We start from the raw sequence: 24482 nt of genomic DNA on the forward strand, positions 1-24482 counted from the left end.
ACAGCCATGCCGTTCTGCACCGCCCTGGAGCCCGTGTCGCTCGTCGAACACTTCCTGGATCATCCGCCCGAAGGGTTCACGGCTGATCGCTCCGCGTCTGGCATGCCCACCTTCCACACGCGCTTCGACATACTCACCACGGCCGACGAAGCCTTGCGCCAGCGGATCACGTCGCTGCCGCTGTATCGCCTGTGGGGACGCCTGCTCCACTGGCGCGTGCGTTTCGTCGGCTGCACCGTCGCCGAGTACGCACCCGTGCCGGTGCGTCCCGCGGCGGACGACCTGGTGACGGAACTGCTGGCAACGTACGGCCGCGAGTGCCCGCTCCTCATCGTCAAAGACCTGGCGGTCGACTCGCCCCTTCTGAACACCTCCGCGAACGCGAAGACGGGCGCGTTCGCGGCAGCCCTGGCTGCGCGCGGCTTCGTCATCCTGGAAGGCATGCCGCTGGCCTGGGTGCCGATCGATTTCGACTCCGTCGACGAGTACATCGCCCGGCTGTCGTCCAGCCGGCGGAAGGACGTCCGGCGCAAGCTGAAGGCACGGGATCGCGTGCAGGTGGAGGCATGGGCCACGGGCTCGGCGTACTTCGACGACGATGCCGCGATCGATGAATGCTACGCGCTCTACCGCAACGTGCACGCGCAGAGCGAGATCCACTTCGACCTCCTCAGCAAGGCCTTCTTCACGGCCGTGCTGCGCGACGCGAACAGCAACGGGGTTGTCTTCATGTACCGGGGCGCTGACGGCCTGATCGGCTGGAACCTCTGCTACGAATACGGCGGCATGCTGATCGACAAGTACATCGGCTTCGCCTACCCGCAGGCGCGCGAGCACAACCTTTACGCCGTGAGCTGGATGCACAACCTGGAATATGCCCGTCAGCACGGTTTGAGCCACTACGTGGCCGGCTGGACGGACCCGGAAGTGAAGTCGCGCCTCGGCGCACGACTCAGCTATACGCGGCATGCCGTATACCTTCGCAATCCGGTGCTGCGGATGCTGCTGCGCCGGTTCGCGCGTCACTTCGAGGGCGAGCCGGTGGCCAACGGTCGCGTGGGGGTCTGCGCATGAGCCGCCTCACGGTCCTGGACATCGATCACTCGGTCGATCCGCCTGCCGAAAGCCTCGTGGTGCCGCTGGACCATTGGCAGGAGGCCCTGCGCTTCGGTTGTTCGCTGCGTACCCTCAGGCGCTTCGAGCTCTTGCTGGCGGAGCTTCCCCTGCGCGGCCCCGTGCTGCTCGGCAGTGGCGACTTCCACCACCTCAGCTGGCCCCTGATCACGCTGGTGTCGGGCAGTGAAACGTTCCAGGTCGTCGTCCTCGACAACCACCCGGACAACATGTTGTTCCCGTTCGGCGTGCACTGCGGTTCGTGGGTGCGGCGCGTGGCCATGCTGCCCCGGGTCGCCCATGTGCACGTAGTGGGCATCGGTTCCGGAGACATCGGCGCGGGCCACGCCTGGGAGAACTATCGCGCGCCGCTGCGCGACGGGCGGCTGACATACTGGAGTGTGGGCGTCGACGTCTCGTGGGCGGCCCGCTCGGGGCTCGGCCATGCGTTCCGCGGATTCGACAGCGCAGCGGCACTGACCGAGGCATTCCGCGAATACCAGGCCGACCGTCCGCTACCGGCCTACCTTTCCATCGACAAGGATGTGTTCGCCGAAGACGTGGCCCGCACCAACTGGGACCAGGGCATATTCCAGCTCGAAGACGCCCTCGCCATCATCGACACCCTGCGCAGCGGTCTCGTGGGCAGCGACATCACCGGCGAGGTGTCCCACTACCGCTACCGCAGCCTGTGGAAACGCCTGCTTTCGGCGAGGGACGCACAGCCGACCGTGGACACGAGGAAGCTGGCCCTGTGGCAGGCGCAACAGCAGCGGCTCAACGAGCGCTTGCTTGCCGCTATCGCGGAGCGCACGGGGACATAGCCGGCGCCTCGTCCGTCGTGAGGACGCGCTCCATCGCCTGGGCCACACGCTCAAAGGTCGCGTCATCCAGCCATGCGCTATTGCTCAGCGTGGCCGTGCATTGCGCGAAGGAGCGCGCATGGGGCGTGGGGGCGCGGGGCACACGATCGGCGAGATAAGCGTAATCGGTCAGCGCATGCACGAACAACCGGCTGACGCCGACGCCTGCACACCATAGGTCGCCCAACACCGCATTACAGCGTGCCGCGTCGGGGAAGCGCAGCAGCAGGAAGGGCCAGCTTCCTTCGCTGTCCTCGCGCGGCACCAGCACAGCGAGGCCGTCGATACGCCGAAGGCGGTCGATGCGCTGCGCCGCCCTCGCGCGACGTTCGGCGAGAAAACCGGGCCAGCGTGCCGCCGCCCTCGCACCCACGCCCTGTCGCCAGGTTCCCACGCGGTGCATGGGAATGCGTGCGGGAAAATCGTCGCCCACCGCCGCCACGGTGTCGCCGCGCCGCAGCCGTCGCTGCAACGGCATGCCGTACGCGACAGTCAGGCCTACGGGTCGATAGAGCGCTGCCAGACCGAGCAGTTCCAGGCTGCGCCGCCATTCCCAGCCGCGATCGTACGGCAGCATCGCCTCATGCGTGCGCCGCATCGCTTCGCGCAGCGTGGCATCTCGCGATGTCAGCAGCCCGCCCTCATAGATCGACAGGCCCTTACCCGCAGCCAGGCTGAAGAAGCCGATGTCGCCGCGCAGGCCGACGCTGTGCCCGTGCTGCGTCGCACCCAACGCCTGCGCGGCGTCTTCGATCACCCATGCACCCACGCGTCCGGCGATGCGATTTGCGGCGTCCACGTCGGCGACCAACCCGGCAAGATGGGTGGGCACCACCGCCAGCGTCTCTTCGCTGCAAACGCTCGACAGCGCCGCTTCGTCCATGTCGAAGTGTCCGGCGCGTGTATCGCAAAGCCGCAAGCGCAGACCGAGCGCATGCACCGCAATCGCCACCAATGGGCAGGTGTATGCGGGCACCACTACCTCGCGGCGCCGCGGTTCGCGTTCGGAGAGCGTGCGCAACGCCACCATGAACGCGGCGGTACCGGAGCAGGTCAGCAGCATCGGCGGCGTGCCGAGCTGCGCGGCAAGCGTCCCGGCGAGGTCACCGGAGCCCGGCAGCAGGTCGGCAAGGCGGAGCGGCAGGCCGTCGGTCGGTGGAACCTCGTGGAACGGCCGCCTGCGCATGGCACTCAGCCAACCGTGCCGGGCGCGACCGCAAGCGTCTCCCGCTCAGCGGCGGCAAGGCACAGGATGCCGGCCACGATCGTCGCCGCGCCGAGTATGCGCGGCAAGGTCAGCGGCTCGTGCAGCAGCCATGCGGACAGCAGGGTCACGCTCACCACTTCCAGATGCGATGCCGCGAAGGCCGGACCGATGGGTGCGTGCCGCAGCAAGGTCATCCAGGTGAAGAAGGCGCCGATGTAGCCGGCAACGGCCCCGTACACCCACCGCTGCGCAAATACGCGCGCCACCCACGCGGCATCCGCCGTCACCGGCAGCGCATGGCTGCCGGCCAGCTTGAACGACAGCTGCGCAAGCGTGTCGAACGCCATAAGCAGCAGGAACCCGATGACGTAGAAGCGCTTCATCCGCCCGCTCCCACGATCGCGACGCCCAGGCTCACCAAGCCAATACCGACGACACGCAGCCCGGTGAGCTTCTCGCCAAACAGCCACCGGCCGGCGAGCATGATCGCCACGATGTTGATGGAACCCAGCAGCACGCCATCGGACAGCGGTACCAGCGAAAGGAATGCAATCCACACGAGGAATTCGACGCCATAGCAGGCGATGCCAAGCCATAGCCAGGGGCGCATGGCCATGGCGCGCCAATGGGCCAGGCTTCCATCTTCGTCCGGCCCGCTCGCCGCGGCCTTGAATGCAAGCTGGCCCACTGTGTCGAAGACCACATTGGCGATCCAGAGGCCGAGCGTCAGCGGCGCCATGACCGTCAGCCCGCCATCGCGGTAAGTGTGCGCGCGGGGGCAATCGTGTCGAAGAATCGCGCGGATCGGTCGATCAGTGTGCGCCGTTCCTTATCGATCGTGATCATGTGGTAGCTGTCTTCGAGCAACAGCAGCTCGGCGGGCGCGTTCACCTCGCGCAGCACCAGCTCGGCGTTGCGCACGCTGGCGATGTCGTCGTTGCTCGCGTGCGCCACCAGACAGGGCGAGGTCACGTCGCGAAGTTGCCGGCGTACCTGTGCCGACAGCAGGTAGAGGTCGGCCAGGGAATGCCAGGGATTGCCGAGCAGCCCGGCCATGGTGCTGTCGCCGCTGCGCATCGCCGCACTCACCTGCTCGCGAAGGCGCTCGTCGCGCAAGCCATAGGGCGGCTGTTCGAGGAATGCGCGGTCGCGCCCGATGCCAAGGCGCTTGAAAAGCGGCAGCAGGAACGAGAGGTTCGCCGTCCAGGGCACGCTCCAACCGTCGTAGCGAAAGGTGGCGCCGTAGACGCCCACGCCGGCGATCTGCCCCGGGCGGTCGGCCGCCAGTTTCAGCGCGAGCAGCGCGCCCATCGAAAGGCCACCCACGAACAGCGTGTCGACCTTCGTCAGCATCGCGTCGGCCGCGCGCTGCACGCTCGCGTACCAGTCGCGCCAGCCGGTGGCGAGCAGGTCGTCCACATCGCCGCAATGGCCGGCCAGCTGCATGCCATGGACGGTGAAGCCGGCCTTGTTCAGGCCCTTGCCCAGCATCCGCATTTCCGTCGGGGTACCGGTCAGGCCATGGATCAGCAGGACACCCCGGCTGTCGCCTTCGAGAAAGAATTCGGCTTGGCGGATCACGCGGCTACCTCGAATGGGATGTCACAAGGCTCGCACGCAGCCGTTTCATTCGCCTTTCGCATGAATCCGCGAATCCCGGGGGCCGAAGCGGACCATCACGCGCTCGCCCACGCGTGGCGTCCGCCCGGCGTCCAGGGCCAGCACGCACTCCACCGTGCGGCTGTTGGCACGCACCTGCGGATCGTCCTCGAGGGAGGAAGGTCCCACCACCGTGCCGACGCGCAACACGCGAGCCGGCCACGGGTCGGTATCCGCCGAGGCATCCGCCGTCACGAGGGCCGACATGCCGGGGTGTACCGCGTCGGCATAGGCCTCGCTCAGTTCGGCGCGCACGATCCTCGGTGCGCGCGGCAGCAACACGAACAATGGGCCGCCCTGCGGCGATACATTCGCGCCCGGCTGGGCGGTCACACGCAGCACGTCCGCGTCCATCGGGGCACGCAATGTGCGGCGGGCAAGGTCGAAGCGTGCGGCGGCAAGCTTCTGCTCGGCGCCTGCCACCTCCGCTCGCATGGCGGTCTGCTGGGCGGCAAGTTCGGTTGTCAGCTCGCGCGCCTCGTCGGCGCTGTGACCGTCGCCGGCGCCTGCCCGCTCCGCCGCGACGAGGCGGCCGGCACGTTCCCTTGTCGTGGCCAGCTTGTCGCCGAGCAGCTTGAGCTGCGCCTGCACCTGATCCAACTCGGCCTGTGCCGCCGCGACGGCGAGCTTGCCCGGCTCCAGATCCAGCGACGCCAGCGGCTGGCCACGCAGCACATGGTCGCCTTCGTGCACGTCCACTTCCGCCAGGGTGCCCTCGCTGGGCATGCCCAGGTTCAACAGGCCGCCTTCCACGTCGACGCGGCCTCGGGCCACGGCCGCATAGGAAGGCGCAGGCACCTGCGCTGGCGCGGTCTGGTCGCGGTGGCCGTCGCACCCGGCAAGGAGGGTCGTCGCAAACGCGAGCGCGGCCGCGTGGCGAAAGATGGAAAGCGTCATGGTACGAGCCCTTCCGTCGGGACACGTGGCGTGGGTTCGCGCCGGTCGTTGAGGATCCGTCCGTCCTCCATCGACAGCACGCGGTCGGCATGTCCGATGAGGCGCGGATCGTGGCTTACGCATAGCACGGTGGTGCCATGCACTCTGGCGATACGATGCAGCATGTCGATGACGATCTGCCCGCTGGCGGCATCGAGCGCGCTCGTCGGTTCGTCGGCGAACAGCAGGCGCGGCTCTTTCGACAACGCACGGGCGATCGCCACGCGCTGTTTCTCGCCGCCGGAAAGCTCCGCCGGCCTCAGGGCCATGCGATGCGCGAGCCCCACCTCTTCGAGCGAACGCGCCGCGCGCTCTCGCGCAACGCGCCGGGGAATGCCGAGGTAGTGCAGCGGCAATTCCACCTGCTCGCAGGCAGTCAGCGCGGGAAAGAGATTGAAGCCCTGAAAGACGAAGCCGGTGTGCAGCAGCCGGAAGCGCTCCAGGGCCCTGGGATCCAGGTCGTCCAGCCGATGATCCAGAGCGAACACACGGCCGGTGTCCACCCGCTGCAAACCGCTGAGGATGGCGAGCAACGTGCTCTTGCCGCAGCCGGACGGCCCGGAGATCAGCGTGAGTTCGCCCGCCCGCACCGATAGCGAAAGGCCGTCGAGCACCGGCGTGCGTACCTTGCCGGACATGAACGCCTTGCCGATGTCCTCGGCACGGAGCGTTACGCGAGCGGTGGATGAGGTGGTGGTCATCATCGCAACAGGCTCGCCGGATCGGCATGGCGCAGGCTGCGAATCGCCGCAAGCCCGGAAACCGTGGTGAGCCCCATCGTCAACACCGCGCACGCGAGCGCAACCGGCACGTCCAGCACCACCGGCACGTCCTGTCCCCGCGCGAGGGCGAGCAACGCGGCGCCGAACACACTGGCGCAGAGCAGCCCGAACACGCCGACCCAGGTTGCCTGCTCCAGCACCACCCAGCGGAGGGCACGCATGCCCACGCCGAGGGCATTGAGCGTGGCGTATTCGCGTACCGAACCGGCCACGGCGGCCACCAGGGTCTGGCTGGTGATGATCGCCCCCACCACGAAGACGACGCCCGCCAGGAAGAGGACACCGGCACCCGCGCCCGTGTCCAGCATCCAGTAGAGCACCGAGCGGCGAGCGAAGGCGGGGGCGGTCCACACTTCGTAGCGGTCGAATCCACGCGCGCCGGCGATCCGGTGCGCCACCGCATCGGCCGCAGCCGGGTCGTGCAGCCGGGCAACGAGGTAGGTCGGCCGGTCGCGATCGGCGGGGTCCGTATCGAGCACGCGCGCGGTATCCAACGAGGCGACGACGTTCACGCCGCCGAGCGCACGCAAGCCGCTGCTCGCGCCCACGACGCGTACCCGATGGCCGTCGATCGTGGCGCTGTCTCCCACCCTGACGCCGAGCTTGTCCATGTCGGCCTCGTCGACGATCACGGCATCGGGCTCTCGCAACCGCATGCGCAATGCGGACGGCAGCACACGCGCGAACATGAGCCCGTCGGGACGCGGGTCGATGCCCGAGACGTAAACCGATTCGCCGCCCGTGTCCGATGGACCGCGCCAGTCGGCGTCGAGCCAGATGAAGGGTTCGACGCGCTCGACCGCCGGGTCCATGAGCAGGCGCCCCTCTACGTTCGGGTCGATGGACCGACCCAGGCTGACGCTTTGCGTGCCGGGATAGCCCACCCAGAGGTCTGCCGACGAGCCCGTGACGTAAATGCTCGCGCTGCTGAAGATGCCCAGCACCAGGGCGGCCTGCAACAACTGCAACATACCCGCGAAACCCACCGCGAGGATCGCCGGCAGGAAGCGGCGCCATTCGTGCACGAGTGTCTTGCGCGCCAGGGCCACCATCAGTGCCGGCCCTCCTGGGTCGCGCGCTCGGCAGGAGGGAGCGGTGCGCCGCCAAGGGCCTTGAACAGCGACACGAACGCGAGATCGTGTCCGGCCTGCGCCTGCACGAGCGCCAGCGAGGCCTCGTCGTGGGCGATGGCGCTTTCGATCTCCTCGTCCGCACCGGCAAGGTGTAACGCGGCACGCTTCGCCACCACGGTATCGGCGCGCGCGAGCGCCGCCGTCGCCTCGGTGCACTGCCGTTCCTGCTCGCCTTGCCGTTGCAGGCGTCCGAGTGCGGTCTCCACGTCGGCCACGCCTTCCAGCACCGATTGCCGATACGCCAGCACGCTCGCCTGCAACTCGTGCCGCTTCGCATCCTCCTGTGCCGCGCGCATGCCCCAGTCGAATAGCGGAATGTCGATAAGCGGGCCGATGGACGCGACCGGGCTGGATCCACCACCACGGTTCGACTGCAAGCTGGCCGACCAGGTCAGCGAGCCGCCGATGGCGACGCGCGGATAGCGGTCGGCATGGGCGATGCCGGCGGCACCGGCGGCGCGCAACACATCGGCCTCGGCATGCCGGATCTCCGGCCGCGAACGGAGCAGGTCGGCAGGTGCGGCTTGCAGGCTCCATGCGCCCAGCGTGGGAAGCGGCACCGCATTCGTCCAGGCCGGGTCCGGCTCCGCCGTGCCGAGCAGGACAGCCAGTCGCTGCGCGTTCGCGTCTATCGTCTCACGCGGTTCAACCATGGCCGCGTCTGCCTGCGCGAGCGCGGCGTCGGCCCTTTGCACGCTTTCCGCGCCCGCCAGCCGCAGGCGCTCACGCACCTGCAACAGGTCGAGTTGGCGCTGGCGGGCATCGCGCACCTGCTGCAGCCATTGCAACTGTTGTTGCGCGGCGCGCAGTTGAAGCCAGTCGCGCACCACCTCGGCCACAAGGGAAACCCTGGCGCCCTGGAGATCGGCCGCCGCCGCATCGAGGTCGCCCTGGGCCGCGCGACGCAAGGCCGTGCCGCGGCCGAACAGGTCCAGTTCCCAGACGGCGTCGAATCCGGCCACGAAATACGAGGCTCCTGCGTCAGGGGCCTCCACATCCTCGGTTTTCGCGTGCAGCTGCGGCAGGAAGGCCGAGCTGGCCACGCCATGCAACGCCCGCGCGGCACGCACGCGTTCCGCTGCCTGCGCTACGTCGAGGTTGTTTGCCAGCGCGCGGTCCACCAGCGCGTCCAGGGATGGGTCGGCGAAGCTATGCCACCAGCCGCGAAGGTCGACGGGCGCGCCCGCGGGAGCGTCGGCCACGGGGTGCCGCCACTCGCCGGGAACGGGTGCGTGGAGATCGGGCAGTGGCTGGCTGGCGCAACCGGCCAGGCCAGCCCCGACCAGCAGGGCGAAGACCAGGTATCTGGCCATGGGGTGAATGCCGCCGCAAGAACGTGGGTCGCAAGATTGTGGCGGTCCTACCTTTCAGAATGGTTCCGACCGCCCACGGGGCACATGGCCCGGCTCGGCAGACTACCGCGAGCGCTCGAAGTAGTTCGTGCGCATCACGAGGTCGCCGTTTTCGCCCGGATGGACGTTGGTTTCGACCAGGCCGCGGTTGTCGGGCGTCACGGCGTAGATGCGCGTGGAAACGAGCACGCCGTTCTTCTGCAGTCCCATCACCAGTACGCCGGGCGTGGGGCGCCGAAGTGTCACATGATCGGCTTCGGGGCTGTTCTCCACGGCGACGGCACCGCCGTCCACCGACCCTTCCGAGGCGGAATGGACCTCGGAGCCCGGTGCGTAGACGATGTCCACGTGCACGGACAGCTTGCCGGCCCCCGCATCGGCGAAGGCAAAGCGGACGCTCTTCGGTCGCTGCTCCGGCGGCAACGGCATGCGCGAGGTGTCGAGCGACCACGTGCCCAGCAGGGACGGCGCCGCAGGCTTGACCGTACCGGCGCCATGGGCCGCGCCGCCTGCCGCGAGCGCCGCTGCGAGGAACAGGCACCTTGCCTTCGATTCAACCTTCATAATCCCCCCTTCCCCACGGTAGCGGTCACCCGGCCAGCATCACGTCGTCCAGAGTAGCAAATGCAACCCGAAGACCTGCAAAGCCTCGTCACCACCGCGATGCCCTATGGGAAATACAAGGGACGCCTTATCGCGGACCTTCCGGGCGCGTACCTGGCCTGGTACGCGCGCAAGGGCTTCCCGCCCGGCCGCCTCGGCAGCCTGCTCGCGCTGGCGCTGGAACTCGATCACAACGGCCTGAAGCGGCTGCTCGACCCCTTGCGGCCGAAGTAGCCCCACGCGAAATCTCCATCGCCCGATCGGCAAGGATCGCGCCGCAAATCAGCATATGGCCGATACGCCCCGCACGCCCGCACAGCGACGCTGACGGCGGGCGGATGGCGTCGTGTCGGCCAGCCACCGTCCGGACGAGCGCGTATGCAGTCCCTCTCTGGCCGCTGACGACACGACATTGAGGTCATTCCCATGAAGAAGACGATATTCACCACCGCCCTCGCGGCCGTCCTGCTTTGCAGCGCATCGCTTGCCGTCGCGAAGAACGGCGACCCCGCTCCGAAGGGATGGGTGTTGGTACGAGGTGGCGCGGCCAACACCAAAGCCAACTATGACAAGGAGGACCAGGCAAGCGACGGGACGCTTCAACAGGTATCGGTGCTGTGCGGCAACGACACTGCTGCTGGATTGGTCGCGACAGATACCACCCGCACATGGGGTGCTTACATGGAATCCAATGTCACCACGGCGGTCAACCTGGGCGGCAAGGTGATCATCGACGCCCAGAAGGGCAACCCGAACCACTGCGTCATCAACAATCTGACCTTGTCGCAGATCAAGGGCATCTGGCATTGATCGAACGGTGGCGCGCGGCACGCAGCCGTGTCGCCACGCCTATTCGGCCCGTCCGCGCGCCGCAGACGGGCCGAGCCAGCCAATCGCCCGGCGCATCCATACACCCACCGGGTTCGGGTTCCATGTGAGCGTGGCCACGCTTTCCGGGGGGATGGTGTAGTCGAAACGTGTCTGTCCCTGCGCGACGGAGACGGTGCGCGCTTCCTTCCTGATGTTCACCATGACCAGAACGACGGAATCGTCGGACACGTTCTGGAAGGCGACATTGGCGATGCCCTTGTCGGCGTCGGTATCGGTGGACCGCACCCGGACGGCACCCGGCAACACGAACCGGCTGAAATGGGCCAGTGCGTAGTATTCGTCGGTGCGGGTCACCTCGCCCGACACCGAATCGATGGTGATCACGCCGTTGCATAGCGTGCACCCGCCGAAGTGCGGACCGTGGTTCTCGTCGAGGGCGAGGTTCCAGTAGATCACGCCGCGCGCCCATTGCCGCATGCCGGTCACCAGCAGGTTGCGCGCGGACCAGAGCAGTTCCCCATTCATGTTCAACGACCAGTCGCCGCCGGAACACTCGGTGATATAGGCGTCCTTGTCGGGATGCGCGCGGTGCACGCGGCCTTGTGCGTGCTGACTTCCCTCATAGCAATGCCACGCCACGCCGTCGACGTAAGGCGCGGCGGCAGGGTCGCCGAGCACCGCCAGCGGCTGTTCGGGATGGCTCCAGTTGTGGTCCCAATCGAGGATGCGCGTCCGCTGCTTGCGCTTCGCGAGCCTGGGCCCGAGGTAGTTCGCGATGATGCGCGCCCGCGTCGCCGCGCCCATGATCATGCCCGGATAACTGATCGGCGAATAGGCCGGTTCGTTCTGCAGGGTAAGCGCGAAAATGGGAATGCCGTGACTGCGATAGGTGTCGACGTACTTGATGAGGTAGTCCGCGAAGGCGCTCTCGTACTCGGAAAGCAGTTCGCCGCCAATCAGGTTCTGGCTGTCCTTCATCCAGGCGGGGGCGCTCCACGGCGATGCGACGATGAGAAGGCCCGGGTTCACGGCCAGTACGTCCTTCACCGTCGGAATCAGGTCGTGCAGGTTGGCCGCGACGTTGAAGTAGCGCAGTTCCTGGTCCGATTCCCCGAACGGAATGTCGTCCAGGGTGTAGAGGTTCAACGAGAAGTCCGACGCGCCGATGGTCAGGCGCATCATGTTGAAATTGAGATTGGGCGGCGGTCCGTACAACTCGTGCAAGAGGGCCTGGCGGTGCGGCTCGTCGAGCCGGTTCCGGATCAGCCACGCCGAAGCGTCCGTCATCGCCGCGCCGAAGCCGGTGACACTCTGGTACCTGGCCTGGACATCGACGGCGATGTCGACGGGCGCATCGCCTCGTGCGGTCATCGTCAGGGAGGGCTGCGGCGCCAGCCGGAGCTTGCTACCCGTGGTGCTCAGCCAGACCTCCACCGCGGGCATGATGGGCGCGACTTCGGCCGCTTGCGCGGCCGCCAACCGTTCCTCTTCGTAACGCGGCGCACTGAGGGCCGCCAGCGTCAGTAGCGACATCAGTGCGACGAAAACGGCCGCAACCCTTTCGGAACTTCGTTCCAGATCATCCATGGCGACGACCGTTCCTGCCGCATGCGTTGTGGTTCGACGAAGTCACGAAGCGTCGGAATGCCTATGTCTGGCCGGATGGCACCGGCGCCAGCATAGCTAACCTTACGCCGCGACCCCAACACGCGGGAGCCGGAGGCGGAAGCAGACCTCGGACGACAGGTTTTCGGCGCGCAGCGTTCCGCCGTGCGCGCGCACGAACTGGTCCGCGATGTAGAGCCCGAGGCCGAGGCCCTTGCTTGGATGGAAGCTGCCCTTGAACGGCTCGAAGAGGCGGCCGAGCACCGGCTCCGGAATCCTGCCGGCATTGCGCACGGAAACCTCCAGCCAGTCTTTCTCCATGCCTTCCGCGTGCACGCTCACCTCGCCTGCTTCGCCGTGCTGGACGGCGTTGCCGATGAGGTTGGACACCGCCTGCGCGATCCTCACGCCGTCGAATACGCCATGCAGGCTTCCGCTGGTCGACAGCCCGATCGGCAGGCCATCGTGCGCACGCCGCATCTCGGCGACCACGTCCTCGCACACCTGGCCCAGGTCGCCTTTCTGGAAATCCATCTTGAGGATGTATGACCGGATACGGGAAAAATCGAGCAACTGCTCGATCATCCGCGCCATGCGGCCGGCGCTGCTCATCACGTGGGACGCGGTCCGCGCGAGCGGCGTGCCGTCGGCCTCTTCCACGAGCCGTTCGGCGCACAGGCTGATGGCCGACAACGGGGTGCGCAGGTCGTGGGTGAGCACCGCGATCATCGTCTCGTTGAGCTGGAGCGAGCGCTCGAGCCGCTCGTTGCGTTCCTTCAGTTCGAGCCGCTGGCGATGCAACTGGATGAACACGTTCACCTTGCCCAGCAACACGCGAGGGTCGAGGGGCTTGTGCAGGAAGTCCACCGCTCCGGCGTCGTAGCCCTTGAACGAGCGTGCCGGATCGTTCGGAGACGCCGTGAGGAAGATGATGGGCACGTGGCGCGTGCGCGACGAGCCGCGCATGAATTCGGCCAGCGCGAAGCCGTCCATTTCGGGCATCTGCACGTCGAGCAACGCCAGGGCCACGTCGTACCGGAGCAGGAGTTCCAGCGCTTCCGCGCCCGAGCCGGCCTTCAGGATATCGACGCCGTCCTGGGCCAGCAGCGCCTCCAGCGCGACGAGGTTCTGCGGCACGTCGTCGACGATGAGGATATGCGTCTCAGGCGAGCCGCCGGGCGACACGGATACGATGTCAGGAGCGAGGCTCATGCGGTGCTTCCCTTGAGGCGTTCGCACATCTCGCCGAGGCGAAGGACCGCGTCGGCCCCCGCATGGGCCAGCGCGGCGTTGGGCATGGTGGGGGACGCGGCTTCGACGGGGCACTGTATCCAGGCCTTTCCGCCTGCCGCGCGTACGGCGGCGACACCTTCGCTGCCGTCGGAACTGGCGCCGGTGAGCAGGATCGCAAGCAGGCCCCTGTCGTACACGGCCGCCGCGGACTCGAAGAGCACGTCGATCGACGGACGCGAGAAGAGCACCGGCTCGTCCATCGACAGCGCCACGGCGTCCCTGCTCTCCACCAGCAAGTGGTAGTCGGGCGGTGCGAAGTACACGTGGCCCGGCCGAATCGGCTGTTTGTCGTCGGCCTCCAGCACGGGCAACGCACAGTAGCCTCCGAGGAGTTCCGGAATGCCGCTGGGGCGATCCTTGGGCACGTGCAGCACGACGAACACCGGCGGCTGGAACGACCCGGGGAGGCTGCCGAGCACGGTCTGCAGCGCGCTCACACCGCCGGCCGACGCGCCGATGACCAGCGCTTCCAACGGGCGGGGCAACGCCATGTCCGCGCTCACGGCGCCACCTTACGGTAGATGCGCTGGTTAGCCACGAAGGGTTCGAAGGCATCGGCGTGGGCGCCGAACTGAAGCGACTCCTTGCCGCCCAGCCCCAGAAAGCCCTTGCGCACGAGCGAGTCGCGGAACAGCCCCACGGCCCGGTCCTGGAGTTCGCGGTTGAAATAAATGAGCACGTTGCGACACGACACCAGGTGCACTTCCGAGAACACCGAATCCGTCGCCAGGCTGTGGTCGGCAAAGACCATCTGCTTCTTCAGCCGACGATCGAACATCGCGTTGCCGTAAGCGGAGGTGTAGTAGTCGGACAGCGAACCGCGTCCGCCGGCGGCGAGGTAGTTGCGGCTGAAAAGCGGCAGCCGGTCCGCGGCAAACGTGCCGTGTTCCGCCTTCGCGAGCGCTTCCGGATTGATGTCCGTGGCGTAGATCACGGACCGTTCGAGCAGTTCCTCCTCCGCGAGCAGGATGGCCAGCGACCATACTTCCTCGCCGCTGCTGCAACCGGCCACCCACACCTTGATCGATGGATAGGTTCTCAGCACCGGCAGTACCTGCTCCCGTAGAGCGAGGAAATACGCCGGATCGCGGAACATTTCCGAAACCTGCACGGTGAAGTACTGCATGGCGTCGGCGAAGAAGGCAGGCTCGTGCAGGATACGATGTTGCAGGTCGCTCATGCGTTCGCAGTCGAACCGCCCCATGGCGTGCCGCATGCGCCGCCGCAGCGAGCTCATGGCGTACCCGCGGAAGTCGTAGTGATAACGCATGTACACCGCATCGAGCAGAAGTTTCAGCTCAATGTCGAACAGTTCGGTGGCATCGTCGGTCATCGCCGCGAACACCAGACACGGCAGAGCGACACCAGCTTGTCGATGTCGATCGGCTTGGCCATGTAATCGTTGGCGCCCGCCTGCAGGCACGACTCCCGGTCGTTCGCCATCGCCTTCGCGGTCAACGCGATGATGGGAAGATTCTTCCAGCGCGGATCGGCACGGATGTGCCGCATGGCGGTCAGGCCGTCCATCTCCGGCATCATCACGTCCATCAGCACGAGGTCAGGCTCGTTGGCGGCCAGCCGCTCCAGGGCCTCCACGCCGTTGCGCGCGATGTCCAGTTTCACGCCCAGCGGTTCCAGCACGCTGGTGAGCGCGAAGACATTGCGCACGTCGTCTTCGGCAAGGAGCACGGTGCGCCCGTCGAGCATGGCGTCGCGCTGGCGTGCTTCCTTGAGCAGGCGCTGCTGGTCGGAAGGGAGCGACGCCTCGACGCTGTGCAGGAAAAGCGTCACCTCGTCGAGCAGACGCTCGGGCGAGCGGGCGCCCTTGATGATGATGCTCTTCGAGTGGCGGCGCAGCTTCTGTTCCTCGTCCCGCGTGAGCGAGCGACCGGTGTAGACGATGACCGGCGGGAAGGCGAAGGCGTCGCTGCCGGCCATGCGTTCGAGCAGGTCGTAACCGGTCCCGTCGGGAAGGGCGAGATCGGTCACCATGCAGTCGAACGTGGACGTAGTGAGCTCGCGCAGCGCGGCATCGATGGTGCCTACCGCGACGATCTCGTGCTGATGGCTCGCCAGCAGAAGCTTCAGATTGGCGCGAAGCTGCTCGTCGTCTTCCACGATGAGCAGGCGCCGTACCACGCGCTGGTGCTGCTCCTCCAGCTGGCGAATGGCACCGGCAAGCTTGTCGCGGCTCGCGGGCTTCAGCAGGTAGCCGACGGCGCCGAGTTCGAGGGACACCTGCGAGCGCTCCATCGCCGACACCACATGCACGGGCACATGGCGCGTGGCCGGGTCGCGCTTCAGGCGCTCGAGCACGCTGAGCCCGGAAACATCCGGCAAGCCGATGTCGAGCAGGATGCCGCTTGGCCCCATTTCGGCGGCGAGCCGCAGCGCCTCGTCGGCCGTGCCGGCCACGACGCAGTCGAAATCCAGCTCGTGCGCCAGGCCCACCAGCGCTTCGGCGAACACGGGATCGTCTTCCACGGCGAGGATCAGTCTCCCGGGCCGGGTACGGCCCGCCCGGTCGTCGGGCACGAGCGAGACCGGCTCCGATGCCGGAGCGGCCGCGGCAACGGCGGTTTCGCTCGGGCCGGAGAACGGCATGGGCGCCGCCGCGACCGGCGACACCGCGCGCGGTGCGGCATCGTCGGCCGGCGGCTCCACCGGTACGTCGAGCGTGAAGCAGCTGCCGCGTCCCGGCTCGCTTGCCACGGTGATGTCGCCGCCCATACGCCGCGCGAGGTCGCGGGAAATGGAGAGGCCAAGCCCGGTACCGCCGAAGCGGCGGCTGGTGCTGCCGTCCGCCTGGCGGAAAGCTTCGAAGATCACTTCCGTCTGGTCGGCCGGAATGCCTATGCCGGTATCGCAGACCACGAAGCGCACGCGGTCGCCCGCGCCTTCGATGCGCAACGATATCTGCCCGGCCTCGGTGAATTTCAGCGCGTTGGCGAGGAGGTTCTTCAGGATCTGCAGGAGGCGCTGCATGTCGCCGACGATCTCGCCGGGCGCACCCGGAGCCTGCTCGATGACGAGGCCCAGCCCCTTCTCGCGGCAAAGCGGCTCGAACGTTTCGCGCAGGCGCTGCATCACCGCGGGCACGGCCACTGGCTCTGCGGCGAATTCGACGTGACCCGCCTCGATCTTGGAAAGGTCGAGAATGTCGTTGATCAGCGCCAGCAGGTCGTTGTTGGATGCATGGATGGCCTGGGCGTACTTCACCTGTTCGTCGGTGAGCGTGCCGGACTTGTTGTCGGCAAGCAGCTTGGCGAGGATCAGCGAGCTGTTCAGCGGCGTCCGCAACTCGTGCGACATGTTCGCCAGGAATTCGGACTTGTACCGGCTGGTGGCCTCGAGCGAACGGGCGTTGCGGGTGAGCTCCGCCTGTGCACGGATCAGCGCCTGCCGTTGCGCTTCGAGTTCGTGCGTGCGCTCTTCGAGCTGCACGTTGGTCTGCTCAAGCTCGGCCTGCTGCGCCTCCAGCGACGCCTGCGACTGCTGCAGGCCCCGGCTCTGTTCTTCCAGTTCCTCATTGGCGACACGCAGTTCCTCCTGCTGCGTCTGCAGTTCCTCGCTCTGGCGCTGCGTTTCCTCGAGCAGCTCCGCCTGACGCTGGCGGAACAGGGCCGTGCGCATCGCGACGCCAACCACTTCCGCGCTCTGGTCCAGGAGCGCCTCGCGGGCGCGATAGGGATCGTCGGCATCGAGCAGGCCGAGTTCGATCGCGCCCATGGGTACGCCGTCGGCCGTCACGGGCATGAGCAGCACTTCCACGGGCTTACCCTGCCCCAGGGTGGACACGACCGGCAGGTATTCCCCGGGCAGGTTGCCGAGGCGGCGAACAGTGTTCTGCGCAACCGCCTCGCCCAGGAGCCCTTCGCGCAGAGGCAGGGTTTTTGGCTGGCTACCATCGAGTGCCATCCCTCCCGCGAGCACCAGCCTGTCGCCCTCGATCCGGTACAGGGCGCCCACGACCGCGCCGATGCGCCCGGCGAGCGCACGAACCGCGTTCAGCGCCACGGTCTGCGGTGTCTGTTCGCCTCGCAGCGCCGCGGCCAGGGCTGTCTGGCCTTCCTGCAACCACAACATGCGCGCCGCCCCTTCGCGGGCCCGCAATGCCTGCCATACCACGGCCGCCATGGCCCAGGCCGAGACCACGCCAATGAATCGGTTGACGAACGAATAGCTGGACGTCGCGCCGTCGGGCGACAGTTTCAGGCCCAGCACAACGAACGCCGTGGCGATGGCCGCGGTTATGAAGGGCAAGCCGAGGCGGCGCTGGAAGAGCGTCAGCCCCACCGCCACGAAATAGAGGCACCAGACGGCGTAGCCCAAGGGGGTAACGGCATCCGCCAAGAGGGTCGAGAACAGGATGAGCGCTACGATGGCAAGGACGACGCCGTCACGCGTCCGGAGATGGGAATCCATGGTCTTCGCTGGCTGAAGGCAACCTTGAATTTAAGCCCAGCGACATGTGAAGACCTCGTGGATGATCGGGCCGGCGATGCGTCGCCGGCCCGGATCGATCAGATCGTCTCCAACTCCGCCCGCACCTCCGCCGACAGGACCAGCTCCGCCGCGGCGAGGTTCTCGCGCAGATGTCCCACCGAGGACGTGCCGGGGATCAGCAGGATGTTCGGCGAACGCTGCAGCAGCCACGCGAGCGCCACCTGCATGGGCGTGGCGCCCAGCTTTGCCGCCACGGCGTTGAGCGCCTCCGACTGCAGCGGCGAGAAACCGCCGAGGGGGAAGAACGGCACGTAGGCAATCCCCATGCCGTTCAATGCGTCGATCATGGCGTCGTCGCCTCGCTGCACCAGGTTGTACTGGTTCTGCACGCAGACCACCGGCGCGATGGCCTGGGCCTCCTTGACCTGGGTCAGGGTGGCGTTGCTGAGGCCGAGATGGCGGATCAGCCCCTTCTCGCGAAGCGCTGCCAGCGTGGCGAACTGCGCTTCGATGGAGCCCTCCTTGGGCGCATGAATGTCGCCCATGAGCCGGAGGTTCACCACGTCGAGCACGTCGACGCCGAGGTTGCGCAGATTGTCGTGGACGGCCTGTTCGAGCTGATGCGGCTCGGAGGCTGGCAACCATGACGCGTCGTCGCCGCGAACCGCTCCCACCTTTGTCACGATGGTCAGGTCTTTCGGGTAAGGGCCGAGCGCCTCGCGAATGATCCGGTTGGTGACGTGCGGGCCATAGAAGTCGCTGGTGTCGATGTGGTTGACGCCGGCGGCGATGGCCTCACGGAGCACGGCCAGGGCACCCGCGTGATCTTTCGGGGGCCCGAACACCTGGGGCCCGGCCAGCTGCATGGCGCCATAGCCCATGCGATTCACGGCGCGGTCGCCGAGGGTGTACGTACCCGCCTTGCTCAAGCTGCTCATGTGCGTCTCCCGAGGAGGATGTGGATGGACGCCGCAGAGGATAGGGATTGACCAGTCGCTCGATAATCCGCTGGAATCGGCACGGGTTGTACGGAATACCGAACAATGAACGCCGATCCTCAGGACCTTCTCGCCTTTCTTTCCGTCGTGCGTGCCGGCGGCTTCCGCGAAGCCGCGCGCACGGGGGACATGTCGGCCTCCAGCCTGAGCGAGGCCGTGCGCCGCCTGGAAACCCGCCTGGGCGTGCGACTGCTCAATCGCACCACCCGCAGCGTGCGGCCGACGGAAGTGGGGGCGCGGCTGGCGGAGCGCCTGGTACCGGCCCTGGGCGAGGTGGAGGCCGCGCTCGATGTGGTGAACCTCTATCGCGACCGCCCCGCCGGCACCCTGCGCATCAACGTGCCCGCCAACATCGCGCGCACGGTGCTCGCGCCCATCGCCGTGCCTTTCCTCCAGCGATATCCCGACGTGCGCCTGGAGGTGGTGGTGGAAGACAGCTTCGTCGACCTCATCGCGGCCGGTTGCGACGCGGGTATCCGCTACGACGAACGCCTGGAGCAGGACATGATCGCCCTGCCCATCGGCCCGCGCGCGCAACGCCTGATCACGGCGGCTGCACCGTCGTACCTCGCGGCACGCGGCGTGCCGCGGCATCCGCGCGACCTGCTGCAACATGCCTGCCTGCGCGGCCAGTTCTCCGGCGGCGCAACGCCGCCATGGGAGTTCGAGCGCGACGGCGAGGTGATCCGTGTCGATGCGCCCGGCCCCTTGCTCGTGCGCACCGGCGCGGCGTTCGACCTCGCCGTACAGGCCGCCGTGGCGGGCTTGGGCATCGTCCACCTGTTCGACGACTGGTTGGCGCCGGAGGTGGCCAGCGGCCAGCTCGTGACCGTGCTCGACGACTGGTGCCAGACCTTCGAAGGGGCCTTCCTCTACTATCCGGGCCGCAAGCACCTTCCCTCGCCCTTGCGTGCGTTCGTGGAATTCGTTCGGTCGGGTGCGTTCGACGCCGGCGACGGGAAAGCGGACGCCGACGCGCGCTAGCACGCGCGGGAATCCGTCGATCAGCCCTGCGGCTTCGCGCGTGGTTTTCGGGCCTTGGGACTCTTTGGCCGCTTTCCGATGCTTGCCGCCGTCTGGCCCGTGCCAGCCACGGCCGACCTGCCTTCACCCAGCCGCTCCAGCCAGGACAGGTCGTCGATATAGGAAAGGAAATGGCGGAGGTAGCCCGGCGAGGTTTCGCGCATCAGGGCCATCGACCGGTGCACCAGGGCACTGGAATTGAGCGGGCCCGCGTTCTCGGGGGTGTCTTCAAGCGACTGCCGAAGCTGGCTCTCGGCGCGGACGCGCGACCAGATCTTCTGGAACTCGCCCAGTGCCGGCAGCTCGGGGTACACGGAGGCCTGTGCCGAGCCGGCGAGTTCGTCGACGAGACGGCCGAGCGGGCCGCGTGGCCGCTCCGCGCACGTGCCGGCCTTGTCGAGCTCACGGGCCATGGGACGTCGCCGCGGTGGCGGAAGGCTTCGGGATGGGCGCGATCTCGACGCGACGGTTTTTTGCGCGGCCCTCTTCGTTCTGGTTCGAGTCCACCGGCTGCTGCGAACCGAACGCGGCCGCGAACACGGAAGACGCCGGCACGCCTTCGGCGACGAGGGCGCGGGTCACCGTGAGCGCACGTTCGGCGGAGAGTTCCCAGTTGTCGGCGAAGTGCCGGTTGCCGTCGTGCACCTGCTGGTCGTCGGTGAATCCGCTGACCATCAGGATCTCGTCGCGCGACGTGAGGTAGCGGGTCAGCGGACCGGCCAGGCTCTTCAACAGCTCTCGGCCTTCCGGTTGGAGCTGGTCGGAGTTCAACGCGAAGAGCACGTTGCCGCGAATGCCGATACGCCCGTCCACCAGCGTGACCCGGCCCGCCGCCAGCGGCGCCGCCAGGGCCTGTTCCAGCGACGTGCGGCGCTGCTGCTCGGCCTGTCGCTGCTTCACTTCCTCGTCCAGGCGGTGCGACAGCTGCAACTGCACGCCGATCACGCCCACGAGGATGAGCACGAACGTGCCCAACAGCACCGACATCAGATCGCCGAAGGCTGCCCAGATGGGTACGCCGGCCTCGCCTTCCATGTCCAGTTCGTCGCTCATGCCGCGTCCGTTCCGGCCGGCTCGGCGCGGCTGCCGAGACGCTGCATGTCTTCGATGATCTGCTTCTGTGACAGCACGCTGAGGTCGACCACCTCGCGCGCCTGCGCCACGTAATACGCAAGCTGTTCGTCGCTGCGGGCCAGCGAGGCGTCGAGCGCGCCGGCGATGCGGTCCAGGCGCTCCATGAGCGACTCGTTGGACTTGCCGAAAGCCTCGACGGCCACGCCGAAGCTTTCGCCGAGGCTCGCCACCTCGGTAGCGCTTCCCGTGATTCCCGCGGCGATGTTCGCGAGCTTGCCGGTCTCGGCCTCCACCTGCTCCGCGAAACGCGAGCCCACGCGGTCGAGCAGGTCGGCCGATGTGGCCACCAGCGCGTCGACGGCGGTGCGCTGTTCCGTCGAAGCGTGGTTCACGGCGTCGAGCAGGGTTTCCAGCGTGGCAAGCAGGCGGCTGCGTTCCTCCAGCATCGCCGTGTCACGCACCATGCTCTCGGAGAGCTTTTCACGAAGCTCCGCAACCACCTGCGCCGCGATGCGTGGCGCTTCCGTCGCGGCGTCCACCAGTCGGGACACCTCCGCGATCGTGTGGCTCGCGTGTGCCTGCGTGCGTTCCACCACGTCGGCGGCGGTGCGGGCCAGAGTGTCGCAGATATCCTTCTGCCGGTTGGCCGCTTCTTCGCCGGAGCGGTCGATGCGCCCATTGAGTTCCGCCGCGGTGGCAGCGAGGGCATCCGTCCATGCGGCCAGCCGTTCGGCGTCGCGTGCGGCGAGGGTTGCCTCGAGGTCTGCCCGGGACTGCTGCACGGCCTGGAGCATCGAGGCGCCGCCTTCGCGGAACACCACGGTGGCCTCGGCGACGGCGTCCTTCCATGCGCTTGTCACCGACCGCGACGATGCGTCGAGATGCCCGGACAAACCGTCGAGCTGGCGCTGCACGGCCTGGGTCACGGTGTCGTGCAAGGCAGCGGTTTCGCGAGCGAGCGCCGCCATGGTCGATTCCACGACGGGCTGGAATGCTGCGCCGGCCGCGCGGGCGCTCTCGGTCACGCTGTCGCGGAGCGATTGCTCTACCGACGATGCAAGGCGCGAGTACACCGCTTCCGTGCGGGAATGGAACGATTCCTGGTTCGCCAGCTGGCGCTCGCTCGCCGCGAGGTTCTGCCGCTCCATCGTCGCCATCATCGCTTCCAGCCGCTCGACCAGTACGGGCAGCGATGCCGTCTGCTGCTGCAACAGCTTGAATGCCTCGTCGCGCTGGTGGGCCTGCGAATAGGGGCGCAGGGTCGTGGCGATTCGTGCGTCCAGGCGCTGCACCACAAGCAGACGCTCGCGGCGACAAAGCGCGGACAGCAGGCCGAGCATCGCTGAACTCGCGACACCGGCAATCGATGTGCCGAAGGCGAAGCCCAGACCCTTCACGGGTGCGGCGAGGGAACCACGAATGGCTTGCAGGTCGGTGGCGCTTTCGAGCGCGACGCCGGTGCCGCGCAGCGTGGCCATCATGCCGAGGAGCGTGCCGAGCATGCCCAGCAGCACAAGGAGCCCGACGAGGTAGGGCGTCATCGCAGGCGTCGGCAGGGCCATGCGCGCACCTTCGATGCGCAGGCGCACCGGGCTGCGCAGGCTCGGGTGCAGGCGCTCCAGCCATGGTCCGAGCGTGGGTGGCACGTCGTCCAGGCCAGCCAGTGCGTCGCGCAGCGTATGCGTGGCGCGGCGGTAGCGTTGCAGTTCCACGGCACCCGCCAGATAGCAGGCACCGATGAGCGCCGCGACGAGGGCACCGAGCGGGTTGGAGCCGACATAGCCCACTCCGATCCAGCCCACGGCGACGAAGCCCACGAGGAAAACGGCGATGTAGAGAAGATTCCTGACCATGACTACCCGATTAGCGGGTGCGAAGCGCGGCAAGCAGCGCTTCCACCGGTTGAAAACGTACGTCCAGCTCGGCGAGCAGCACGCTGCGCATGTCGCCGCGGAACCTGTCCAGCCAACTGTCCTGCGAAGGCACCGTGCCCTCCACGGATGCGGCTTCCGCCTCGCCCGCGCGACGCAGCCGGTCGAAATGGTCGCCGAGCACCGCCGGCACCGTGGCCAGCAGCTTCTGTTCGCGGGGGCTCAATGCCATCTCCATGACCGCATCCACCTCGGCCAGCCGGGCCGTGGACGGCGAAACTTGCGCCAGCATGTCGCGCAGGCGGCCACGCAGCTGCCCCGTGGTGCCTTGCATCGACCGCTGGAGCGTGAGGTAGCGCTGCCGGAACGGCGCGAAATCCGCCAGCATTTCGGCCGTGCCGGAGCGGTTCGCCGCCCGGGGCGCCAGCTCCCGTGCGCCTTCGATCGCCTTCACCAGCGTGGCCCGGGCACGCGCGCACTCGGCTTCCTCCCGGCTGTCGAAGGCAGGAACGTCTTCCGGCGCCGGGGGCGTACGCCCGTCGAGGGCCGTGGAGAGCGCGATGGCGTGGGTCCAGTCCAGCCACCGGCTAAGCCGGTCGGGCAGGGACGGACCCGATGCCCCGGCCTCGACGGCCGTGAGGCGCGCGAGCAGGCGGATGAAGGTCGGGCCGCGGACGGTCGTCCGCTGGAGAGCTTGCACGGTTAACTTATTGAGAAAAAACCGCGATTTTACACGGTATGGCCAGCTTCACCCCGCCCGGGCCGTTCATGTAGCACCATGGCGCATCCCACCAGGAGGGCCAGCCGATGCATGCCGAACTCCCGTCCCGCTCGCGCCGCCTGTTGCCACTCCTGCTGGCCGCCGCCGCGCTGGCCCTGAGCCAGGGTGCTCCGGCAAAGAACGTGCCGCCGTCGCAGACCGAAGACGTGCGGCAGATTCTGCAGGCCGAGCGCGAGATCTGCAGTGCGTACGAAAGGGAAGACGCCGACTGGCTGGAAAAACACCTCGACCCGACGTTCACGCTCACCGGTTCCACCGGAAAGGTGACGACGCGCGCAGACGAGGTGGCCGACCTGCGCGGCGGCACGACGTACGACGTGTTCCGCAATCGCGACTCGAAAGTGCGTGTATACGGCGATGCCGCCGTGGTCACCGGCATCACCCGGGTCGAAGGCAAGAGCGACGGCAAACCTTACGCGCTGGATTTCCAGTTCACCGATACGTACATACGCAAGGACGGCGGTTGGGTGATCGTGGCGAGCCACGCCTCGCGCGTTACTTCACTTCATTGATGCGCACGTGGTTGCCCGCCGGATCGCGGAACGCGCAATCACGTATGCCGTAAGGCTGCATGGTCGGTTCCTGCACCACTTCCGCACCGGTGGCCTGGATGCGATCGAAGGTGGCGTCCAGGTCGCGCGAAGCGAGGATAACCATGGCGTAGGTGCCTTTCGCCATCATCTCCGAAATGGTGCGGCGTTCGTCGTCGGTGAGTCCGGGAGTGGCGCCGGGCGGATGCAGGACGATGGATGTGTCCGGCTGGCCCTTGGGGCCCACCGTGATCCAACGCATGCCGCCATAGGCGACGTCCTTGCGCACCTCGAAGCCTAGCGTGTCGCGGTAGAAGGCCAGAGAAGCTTCGGGGTCGACCTGCGGAAGGAAGCTGGAGTAGATGCTGATATCCATCACGAG

General features: G+C 67.5%; 25 protein-coding genes and 1 pseudogene. 6 read left to right on the top strand and 20 right to left on the bottom strand.

Annotated elements, in window-relative coordinates:
- Positions 1-6 precede the first annotated feature (6 nt).
- Both FHS47_RS13800 and FHS47_RS13805 read left to right on the top strand, forming a co-directional pair.
- A complete protein-coding gene (locus FHS47_RS13800; protein ID WP_167028931.1) occupies positions 7-1074 on the top strand; it encodes a GNAT family N-acetyltransferase in 1068 nt (355 codons plus the stop codon).
- Complete coding sequence (locus tag FHS47_RS13805; RefSeq protein ID WP_167028934.1) at positions 1071-1937, top strand: hypothetical protein; 867 nt, start codon at positions 1071-1073, stop codon at positions 1935-1937. The genes FHS47_RS13800 and FHS47_RS13805 overlap by 4 nt, the downstream gene beginning before the upstream one ends.
- Here the strand turns inward: FHS47_RS13805 and FHS47_RS13810 are convergent.
- The 9 genes from FHS47_RS13810 to FHS47_RS13850 form a co-directional block, all read right to left on the bottom strand.
- Positions 1912-3162 (bottom strand): DegT/DnrJ/EryC1/StrS family aminotransferase, encoded by a 1251-nt coding sequence (locus FHS47_RS13810; protein ID WP_167028937.1) that lies wholly within the window; start codon positions 3160-3162, stop codon positions 1912-1914. The genes FHS47_RS13805 and FHS47_RS13810 overlap by 26 nt on opposite strands.
- Before the next feature lie 5 nt (positions 3163-3167).
- Positions 3168-3566: an EamA family transporter gene (locus FHS47_RS13815; RefSeq protein ID WP_167028940.1), complete on the bottom strand. Its 399-nt coding sequence runs from the start codon at positions 3564-3566 to the stop codon at positions 3168-3170.
- On the bottom strand, positions 3563-3922 hold the full coding sequence (locus FHS47_RS13820; RefSeq protein ID WP_167028944.1) for an EamA family transporter: 360 nt from the start codon (positions 3920-3922) through the stop codon (positions 3563-3565). The genes FHS47_RS13815 and FHS47_RS13820 overlap by 4 nt, the downstream gene beginning before the upstream one ends.
- A 5-nt stretch (positions 3923-3927) precedes the next feature.
- Positions 3928-4764, bottom strand: a complete 837-nt coding sequence (locus FHS47_RS13825; RefSeq protein WP_167028947.1) for an alpha/beta fold hydrolase — start codon at positions 4762-4764, stop codon at positions 3928-3930.
- Between the two features lie 45 nt (positions 4765-4809).
- Positions 4810-5739 (bottom strand): HlyD family efflux transporter periplasmic adaptor subunit, encoded by a 930-nt coding sequence (locus FHS47_RS13830; RefSeq protein WP_167028950.1) that lies wholly within the window; start codon positions 5737-5739, stop codon positions 4810-4812.
- Positions 5736-6479, bottom strand: coding sequence for an ABC transporter ATP-binding protein (locus FHS47_RS13835; RefSeq protein ID WP_167030194.1), 744 nt, complete (start codon positions 6477-6479; stop codon positions 5736-5738). The genes FHS47_RS13830 and FHS47_RS13835 overlap by 4 nt, the downstream gene beginning before the upstream one ends.
- The gene (locus FHS47_RS13840) at positions 6479-7612 is read right to left on the bottom strand and encodes an ABC transporter permease (RefSeq protein ID WP_167028953.1); all 1134 of its coding nucleotides are present in this window, start codon (positions 7610-7612) and stop codon (positions 6479-6481) included. Before FHS47_RS13840 ends, FHS47_RS13835 begins: the two co-directional genes overlap by 1 nt.
- Positions 7612-9006 carry an efflux transporter outer membrane subunit gene (locus FHS47_RS13845; protein ID WP_167028956.1) on the bottom strand — a complete coding sequence of 465 codons (1395 nt, stop codon included), beginning with the start codon at positions 9004-9006 and terminating at the stop codon, positions 7612-7614. Before FHS47_RS13845 ends, FHS47_RS13840 begins: the two co-directional genes overlap by 1 nt.
- 102 nt (positions 9007-9108) lie before the next feature.
- Complete coding sequence (locus FHS47_RS13850; protein ID WP_167028959.1) at positions 9109-9609, bottom strand: hypothetical protein; 501 nt, start codon at positions 9607-9609, stop codon at positions 9109-9111.
- A gap of 60 nt (positions 9610-9669) precedes the next feature.
- Between FHS47_RS13850 and FHS47_RS13855 the strand changes: the two genes are divergently transcribed.
- Both FHS47_RS13855 and FHS47_RS13860 read left to right on the top strand, forming a co-directional pair.
- Positions 9670-9882, top strand: a complete 213-nt coding sequence (locus FHS47_RS13855; RefSeq protein WP_167028962.1) for a DUF3820 family protein — start codon at positions 9670-9672, stop codon at positions 9880-9882.
- Positions 9883-10074: 192 nt separating this feature from the next.
- Positions 10075-10458, top strand: coding sequence for a hypothetical protein (locus FHS47_RS13860; RefSeq protein WP_167028965.1), 384 nt, complete (start codon positions 10075-10077; stop codon positions 10456-10458).
- Positions 10459-10497: 39 nt separating this feature from the next.
- Here the strand turns inward: FHS47_RS13860 and FHS47_RS13865 are convergent, their stop codons facing one another.
- From FHS47_RS13865 to FHS47_RS13890, 6 genes are all read right to left on the bottom strand, one after another.
- Positions 10498-12066, bottom strand: a complete 1569-nt coding sequence (locus FHS47_RS13865) for a glycoside hydrolase family 30 beta sandwich domain-containing protein (RefSeq protein ID WP_167028968.1) — start codon at positions 12064-12066, stop codon at positions 10498-10500.
- A gap of 102 nt (positions 12067-12168) precedes the next feature.
- The gene (locus tag FHS47_RS13870; RefSeq protein ID WP_167028971.1) at positions 12169-13296 is read right to left on the bottom strand and encodes a hybrid sensor histidine kinase/response regulator; all 1128 of its coding nucleotides are present in this window, start codon (positions 13294-13296) and stop codon (positions 12169-12171) included.
- Entirely contained in the window at positions 13293-13868 is a 576-nt protein-coding gene (locus FHS47_RS13875; protein WP_167030197.1) for a chemotaxis protein CheB, read from the bottom strand. Before FHS47_RS13875 ends, FHS47_RS13870 begins: the two co-directional genes overlap by 4 nt.
- A gap of 8 nt (positions 13869-13876) precedes the next feature.
- Positions 13877-14734 (bottom strand): CheR family methyltransferase, encoded by an 858-nt coding sequence (locus tag FHS47_RS13880; RefSeq protein WP_167030200.1) that lies wholly within the window; start codon positions 14732-14734, stop codon positions 13877-13879.
- Positions 14707-17802 (bottom strand): response regulator, encoded by a 3096-nt coding sequence (locus FHS47_RS13885; RefSeq protein ID WP_167028974.1) that lies wholly within the window; start codon positions 17800-17802, stop codon positions 14707-14709. Before FHS47_RS13885 ends, FHS47_RS13880 begins: the two co-directional genes overlap by 28 nt.
- A gap of 98 nt (positions 17803-17900) precedes the next feature.
- The gene (locus tag FHS47_RS13890) at positions 17901-18761 is read right to left on the bottom strand and encodes an aldo/keto reductase family oxidoreductase (RefSeq protein ID WP_167028977.1); all 861 of its coding nucleotides are present in this window, start codon (positions 18759-18761) and stop codon (positions 17901-17903) included.
- A 105-nt stretch (positions 18762-18866) separates the two neighbouring features.
- Between FHS47_RS13890 and FHS47_RS13895 the strand changes: the two genes are divergently transcribed.
- Positions 18867-19805, top strand: a complete 939-nt coding sequence (locus tag FHS47_RS13895) for a LysR family transcriptional regulator (protein WP_167028980.1) — start codon at positions 18867-18869, stop codon at positions 19803-19805.
- A gap of 128 nt (positions 19806-19933) precedes the next feature.
- Here FHS47_RS13895 and FHS47_RS19810 read toward each other — a convergent pair.
- The 4 genes and pseudogenes from FHS47_RS19810 to FHS47_RS13915 form a co-directional block, all read right to left on the bottom strand.
- Positions 19934-20212: pseudogene (locus FHS47_RS19810) on the bottom strand (DUF2894 domain-containing protein); the annotation flags it as partial.
- A 34-nt stretch (positions 20213-20246) separates the two neighbouring features.
- Positions 20247-20897: an OmpA family protein gene (locus FHS47_RS13905; protein WP_167028986.1), complete on the bottom strand. Its 651-nt coding sequence runs from the start codon at positions 20895-20897 to the stop codon at positions 20247-20249.
- The gene (locus FHS47_RS13910; protein ID WP_167028989.1) at positions 20894-22771 is read right to left on the bottom strand and encodes a hypothetical protein; all 1878 of its coding nucleotides are present in this window, start codon (positions 22769-22771) and stop codon (positions 20894-20896) included. Before FHS47_RS13910 ends, FHS47_RS13905 begins: the two co-directional genes overlap by 4 nt.
- Positions 22772-22781: 10 nt before the next feature.
- On the bottom strand, positions 22782-23489 hold the full coding sequence (locus FHS47_RS13915) for a DUF3348 domain-containing protein (protein WP_167028992.1): 708 nt from the start codon (positions 23487-23489) through the stop codon (positions 22782-22784).
- A gap of 107 nt (positions 23490-23596) precedes the next feature.
- Between FHS47_RS13915 and FHS47_RS13920 the strand changes: the two genes are divergently transcribed.
- Complete coding sequence (locus FHS47_RS13920) at positions 23597-24082, top strand: nuclear transport factor 2 family protein (RefSeq protein ID WP_167028995.1); 486 nt, start codon at positions 23597-23599, stop codon at positions 24080-24082.
- Here the strand turns inward: FHS47_RS13920 and FHS47_RS13925 are convergent.
- On the bottom strand, positions 24066-24476 hold the full coding sequence (locus tag FHS47_RS13925) for a VOC family protein (RefSeq protein WP_167028998.1): 411 nt from the start codon (positions 24474-24476) through the stop codon (positions 24066-24068). The genes FHS47_RS13920 and FHS47_RS13925 overlap by 17 nt on opposite strands.
- Positions 24477-24482: the final 6 nt, after the last annotated feature.

This window comes from Luteibacter sp. SG786 (assembly GCF_011759605.1).
In the GTDB taxonomy this organism is placed as follows: Bacteria; Pseudomonadota; Gammaproteobacteria; order Xanthomonadales; family Rhodanobacteraceae; genus Luteibacter.

Excerpts from the sequence above, each read along its gene's own strand:
- FHS47_RS13860 (WP_167028965.1), top strand. The coding sequence starts at position 10,075 with ATGAAGAAGACGATATTCACCACCGCCCTCGCGGCCGTCCTGCTTTGC.
- FHS47_RS13890 (WP_167028977.1), bottom strand. The coding sequence starts at position 18,761 with ATGAGCAGCTTGAGCAAGGCGGGTACGTACACCCTCGGCGACCGCGCC.
- FHS47_RS13850 (WP_167028959.1), bottom strand. The coding sequence starts at position 9,609 with ATGAAGGTTGAATCGAAGGCAAGGTGCCTGTTCCTCGCAGCGGCGCTC.
- FHS47_RS13920 (WP_167028995.1), top strand. The coding sequence starts at position 23,597 with ATGCATGCCGAACTCCCGTCCCGCTCGCGCCGCCTGTTGCCACTCCTG.
- FHS47_RS13885 (WP_167028974.1), bottom strand. The coding sequence starts at position 17,802 with ATGGATTCCCATCTCCGGACGCGTGACGGCGTCGTCCTTGCCATCGTA.
- FHS47_RS13845 (WP_167028956.1), bottom strand. The coding sequence starts at position 9,006 with ATGGCCAGATACCTGGTCTTCGCCCTGCTGGTCGGGGCTGGCCTGGCC.
- FHS47_RS13800 (WP_167028931.1), top strand. The coding sequence starts at position 7 with ATGCCGTTCTGCACCGCCCTGGAGCCCGTGTCGCTCGTCGAACACTTC.
- FHS47_RS13855 (WP_167028962.1), top strand. The coding sequence starts at position 9,670 with ATGCAACCCGAAGACCTGCAAAGCCTCGTCACCACCGCGATGCCCTAT.
- FHS47_RS13925 (WP_167028998.1), bottom strand. The coding sequence starts at position 24,476 with ATGGATATCAGCATCTACTCCAGCTTCCTTCCGCAGGTCGACCCCGAA.
- FHS47_RS13815 (WP_167028940.1), bottom strand. The coding sequence starts at position 3,566 with ATGAAGCGCTTCTACGTCATCGGGTTCCTGCTGCTTATGGCGTTCGAC.
- FHS47_RS13870 (WP_167028971.1), bottom strand. The coding sequence starts at position 13,296 with ATGAGCCTCGCTCCTGACATCGTATCCGTGTCGCCCGGCGGCTCGCCT.
- FHS47_RS13805 (WP_167028934.1), top strand. The coding sequence starts at position 1,071 with ATGAGCCGCCTCACGGTCCTGGACATCGATCACTCGGTCGATCCGCCT.
- FHS47_RS13820 (WP_167028944.1), bottom strand. The coding sequence starts at position 3,922 with ATGGCGCCGCTGACGCTCGGCCTCTGGATCGCCAATGTGGTCTTCGAC.
- FHS47_RS13875 (WP_167030197.1), bottom strand. The coding sequence starts at position 13,868 with ATGGCGTTGCCCCGCCCGTTGGAAGCGCTGGTCATCGGCGCGTCGGCC.
- FHS47_RS13830 (WP_167028950.1), bottom strand. The coding sequence starts at position 5,739 with ATGACGCTTTCCATCTTTCGCCACGCGGCCGCGCTCGCGTTTGCGACG.
- FHS47_RS13810 (WP_167028937.1), bottom strand. The coding sequence starts at position 3,162 with ATGCGCAGGCGGCCGTTCCACGAGGTTCCACCGACCGACGGCCTGCCG.
- FHS47_RS13905 (WP_167028986.1), bottom strand. The coding sequence starts at position 20,897 with ATGAGCGACGAACTGGACATGGAAGGCGAGGCCGGCGTACCCATCTGG.
- FHS47_RS13835 (WP_167030194.1), bottom strand. The coding sequence starts at position 6,479 with ATGACCACCACCTCATCCACCGCTCGCGTAACGCTCCGTGCCGAGGAC.
- FHS47_RS13910 (WP_167028989.1), bottom strand. The coding sequence starts at position 22,771 with ATGGTCAGGAATCTTCTCTACATCGCCGTTTTCCTCGTGGGCTTCGTC.
- FHS47_RS13895 (WP_167028980.1), top strand. The coding sequence starts at position 18,867 with ATGAACGCCGATCCTCAGGACCTTCTCGCCTTTCTTTCCGTCGTGCGT.
- FHS47_RS13840 (WP_167028953.1), bottom strand. The coding sequence starts at position 7,612 with ATGGTGGCCCTGGCGCGCAAGACACTCGTGCACGAATGGCGCCGCTTC.
- FHS47_RS13865 (WP_167028968.1), bottom strand. The coding sequence starts at position 12,066 with ATGGATGATCTGGAACGAAGTTCCGAAAGGGTTGCGGCCGTTTTCGTC.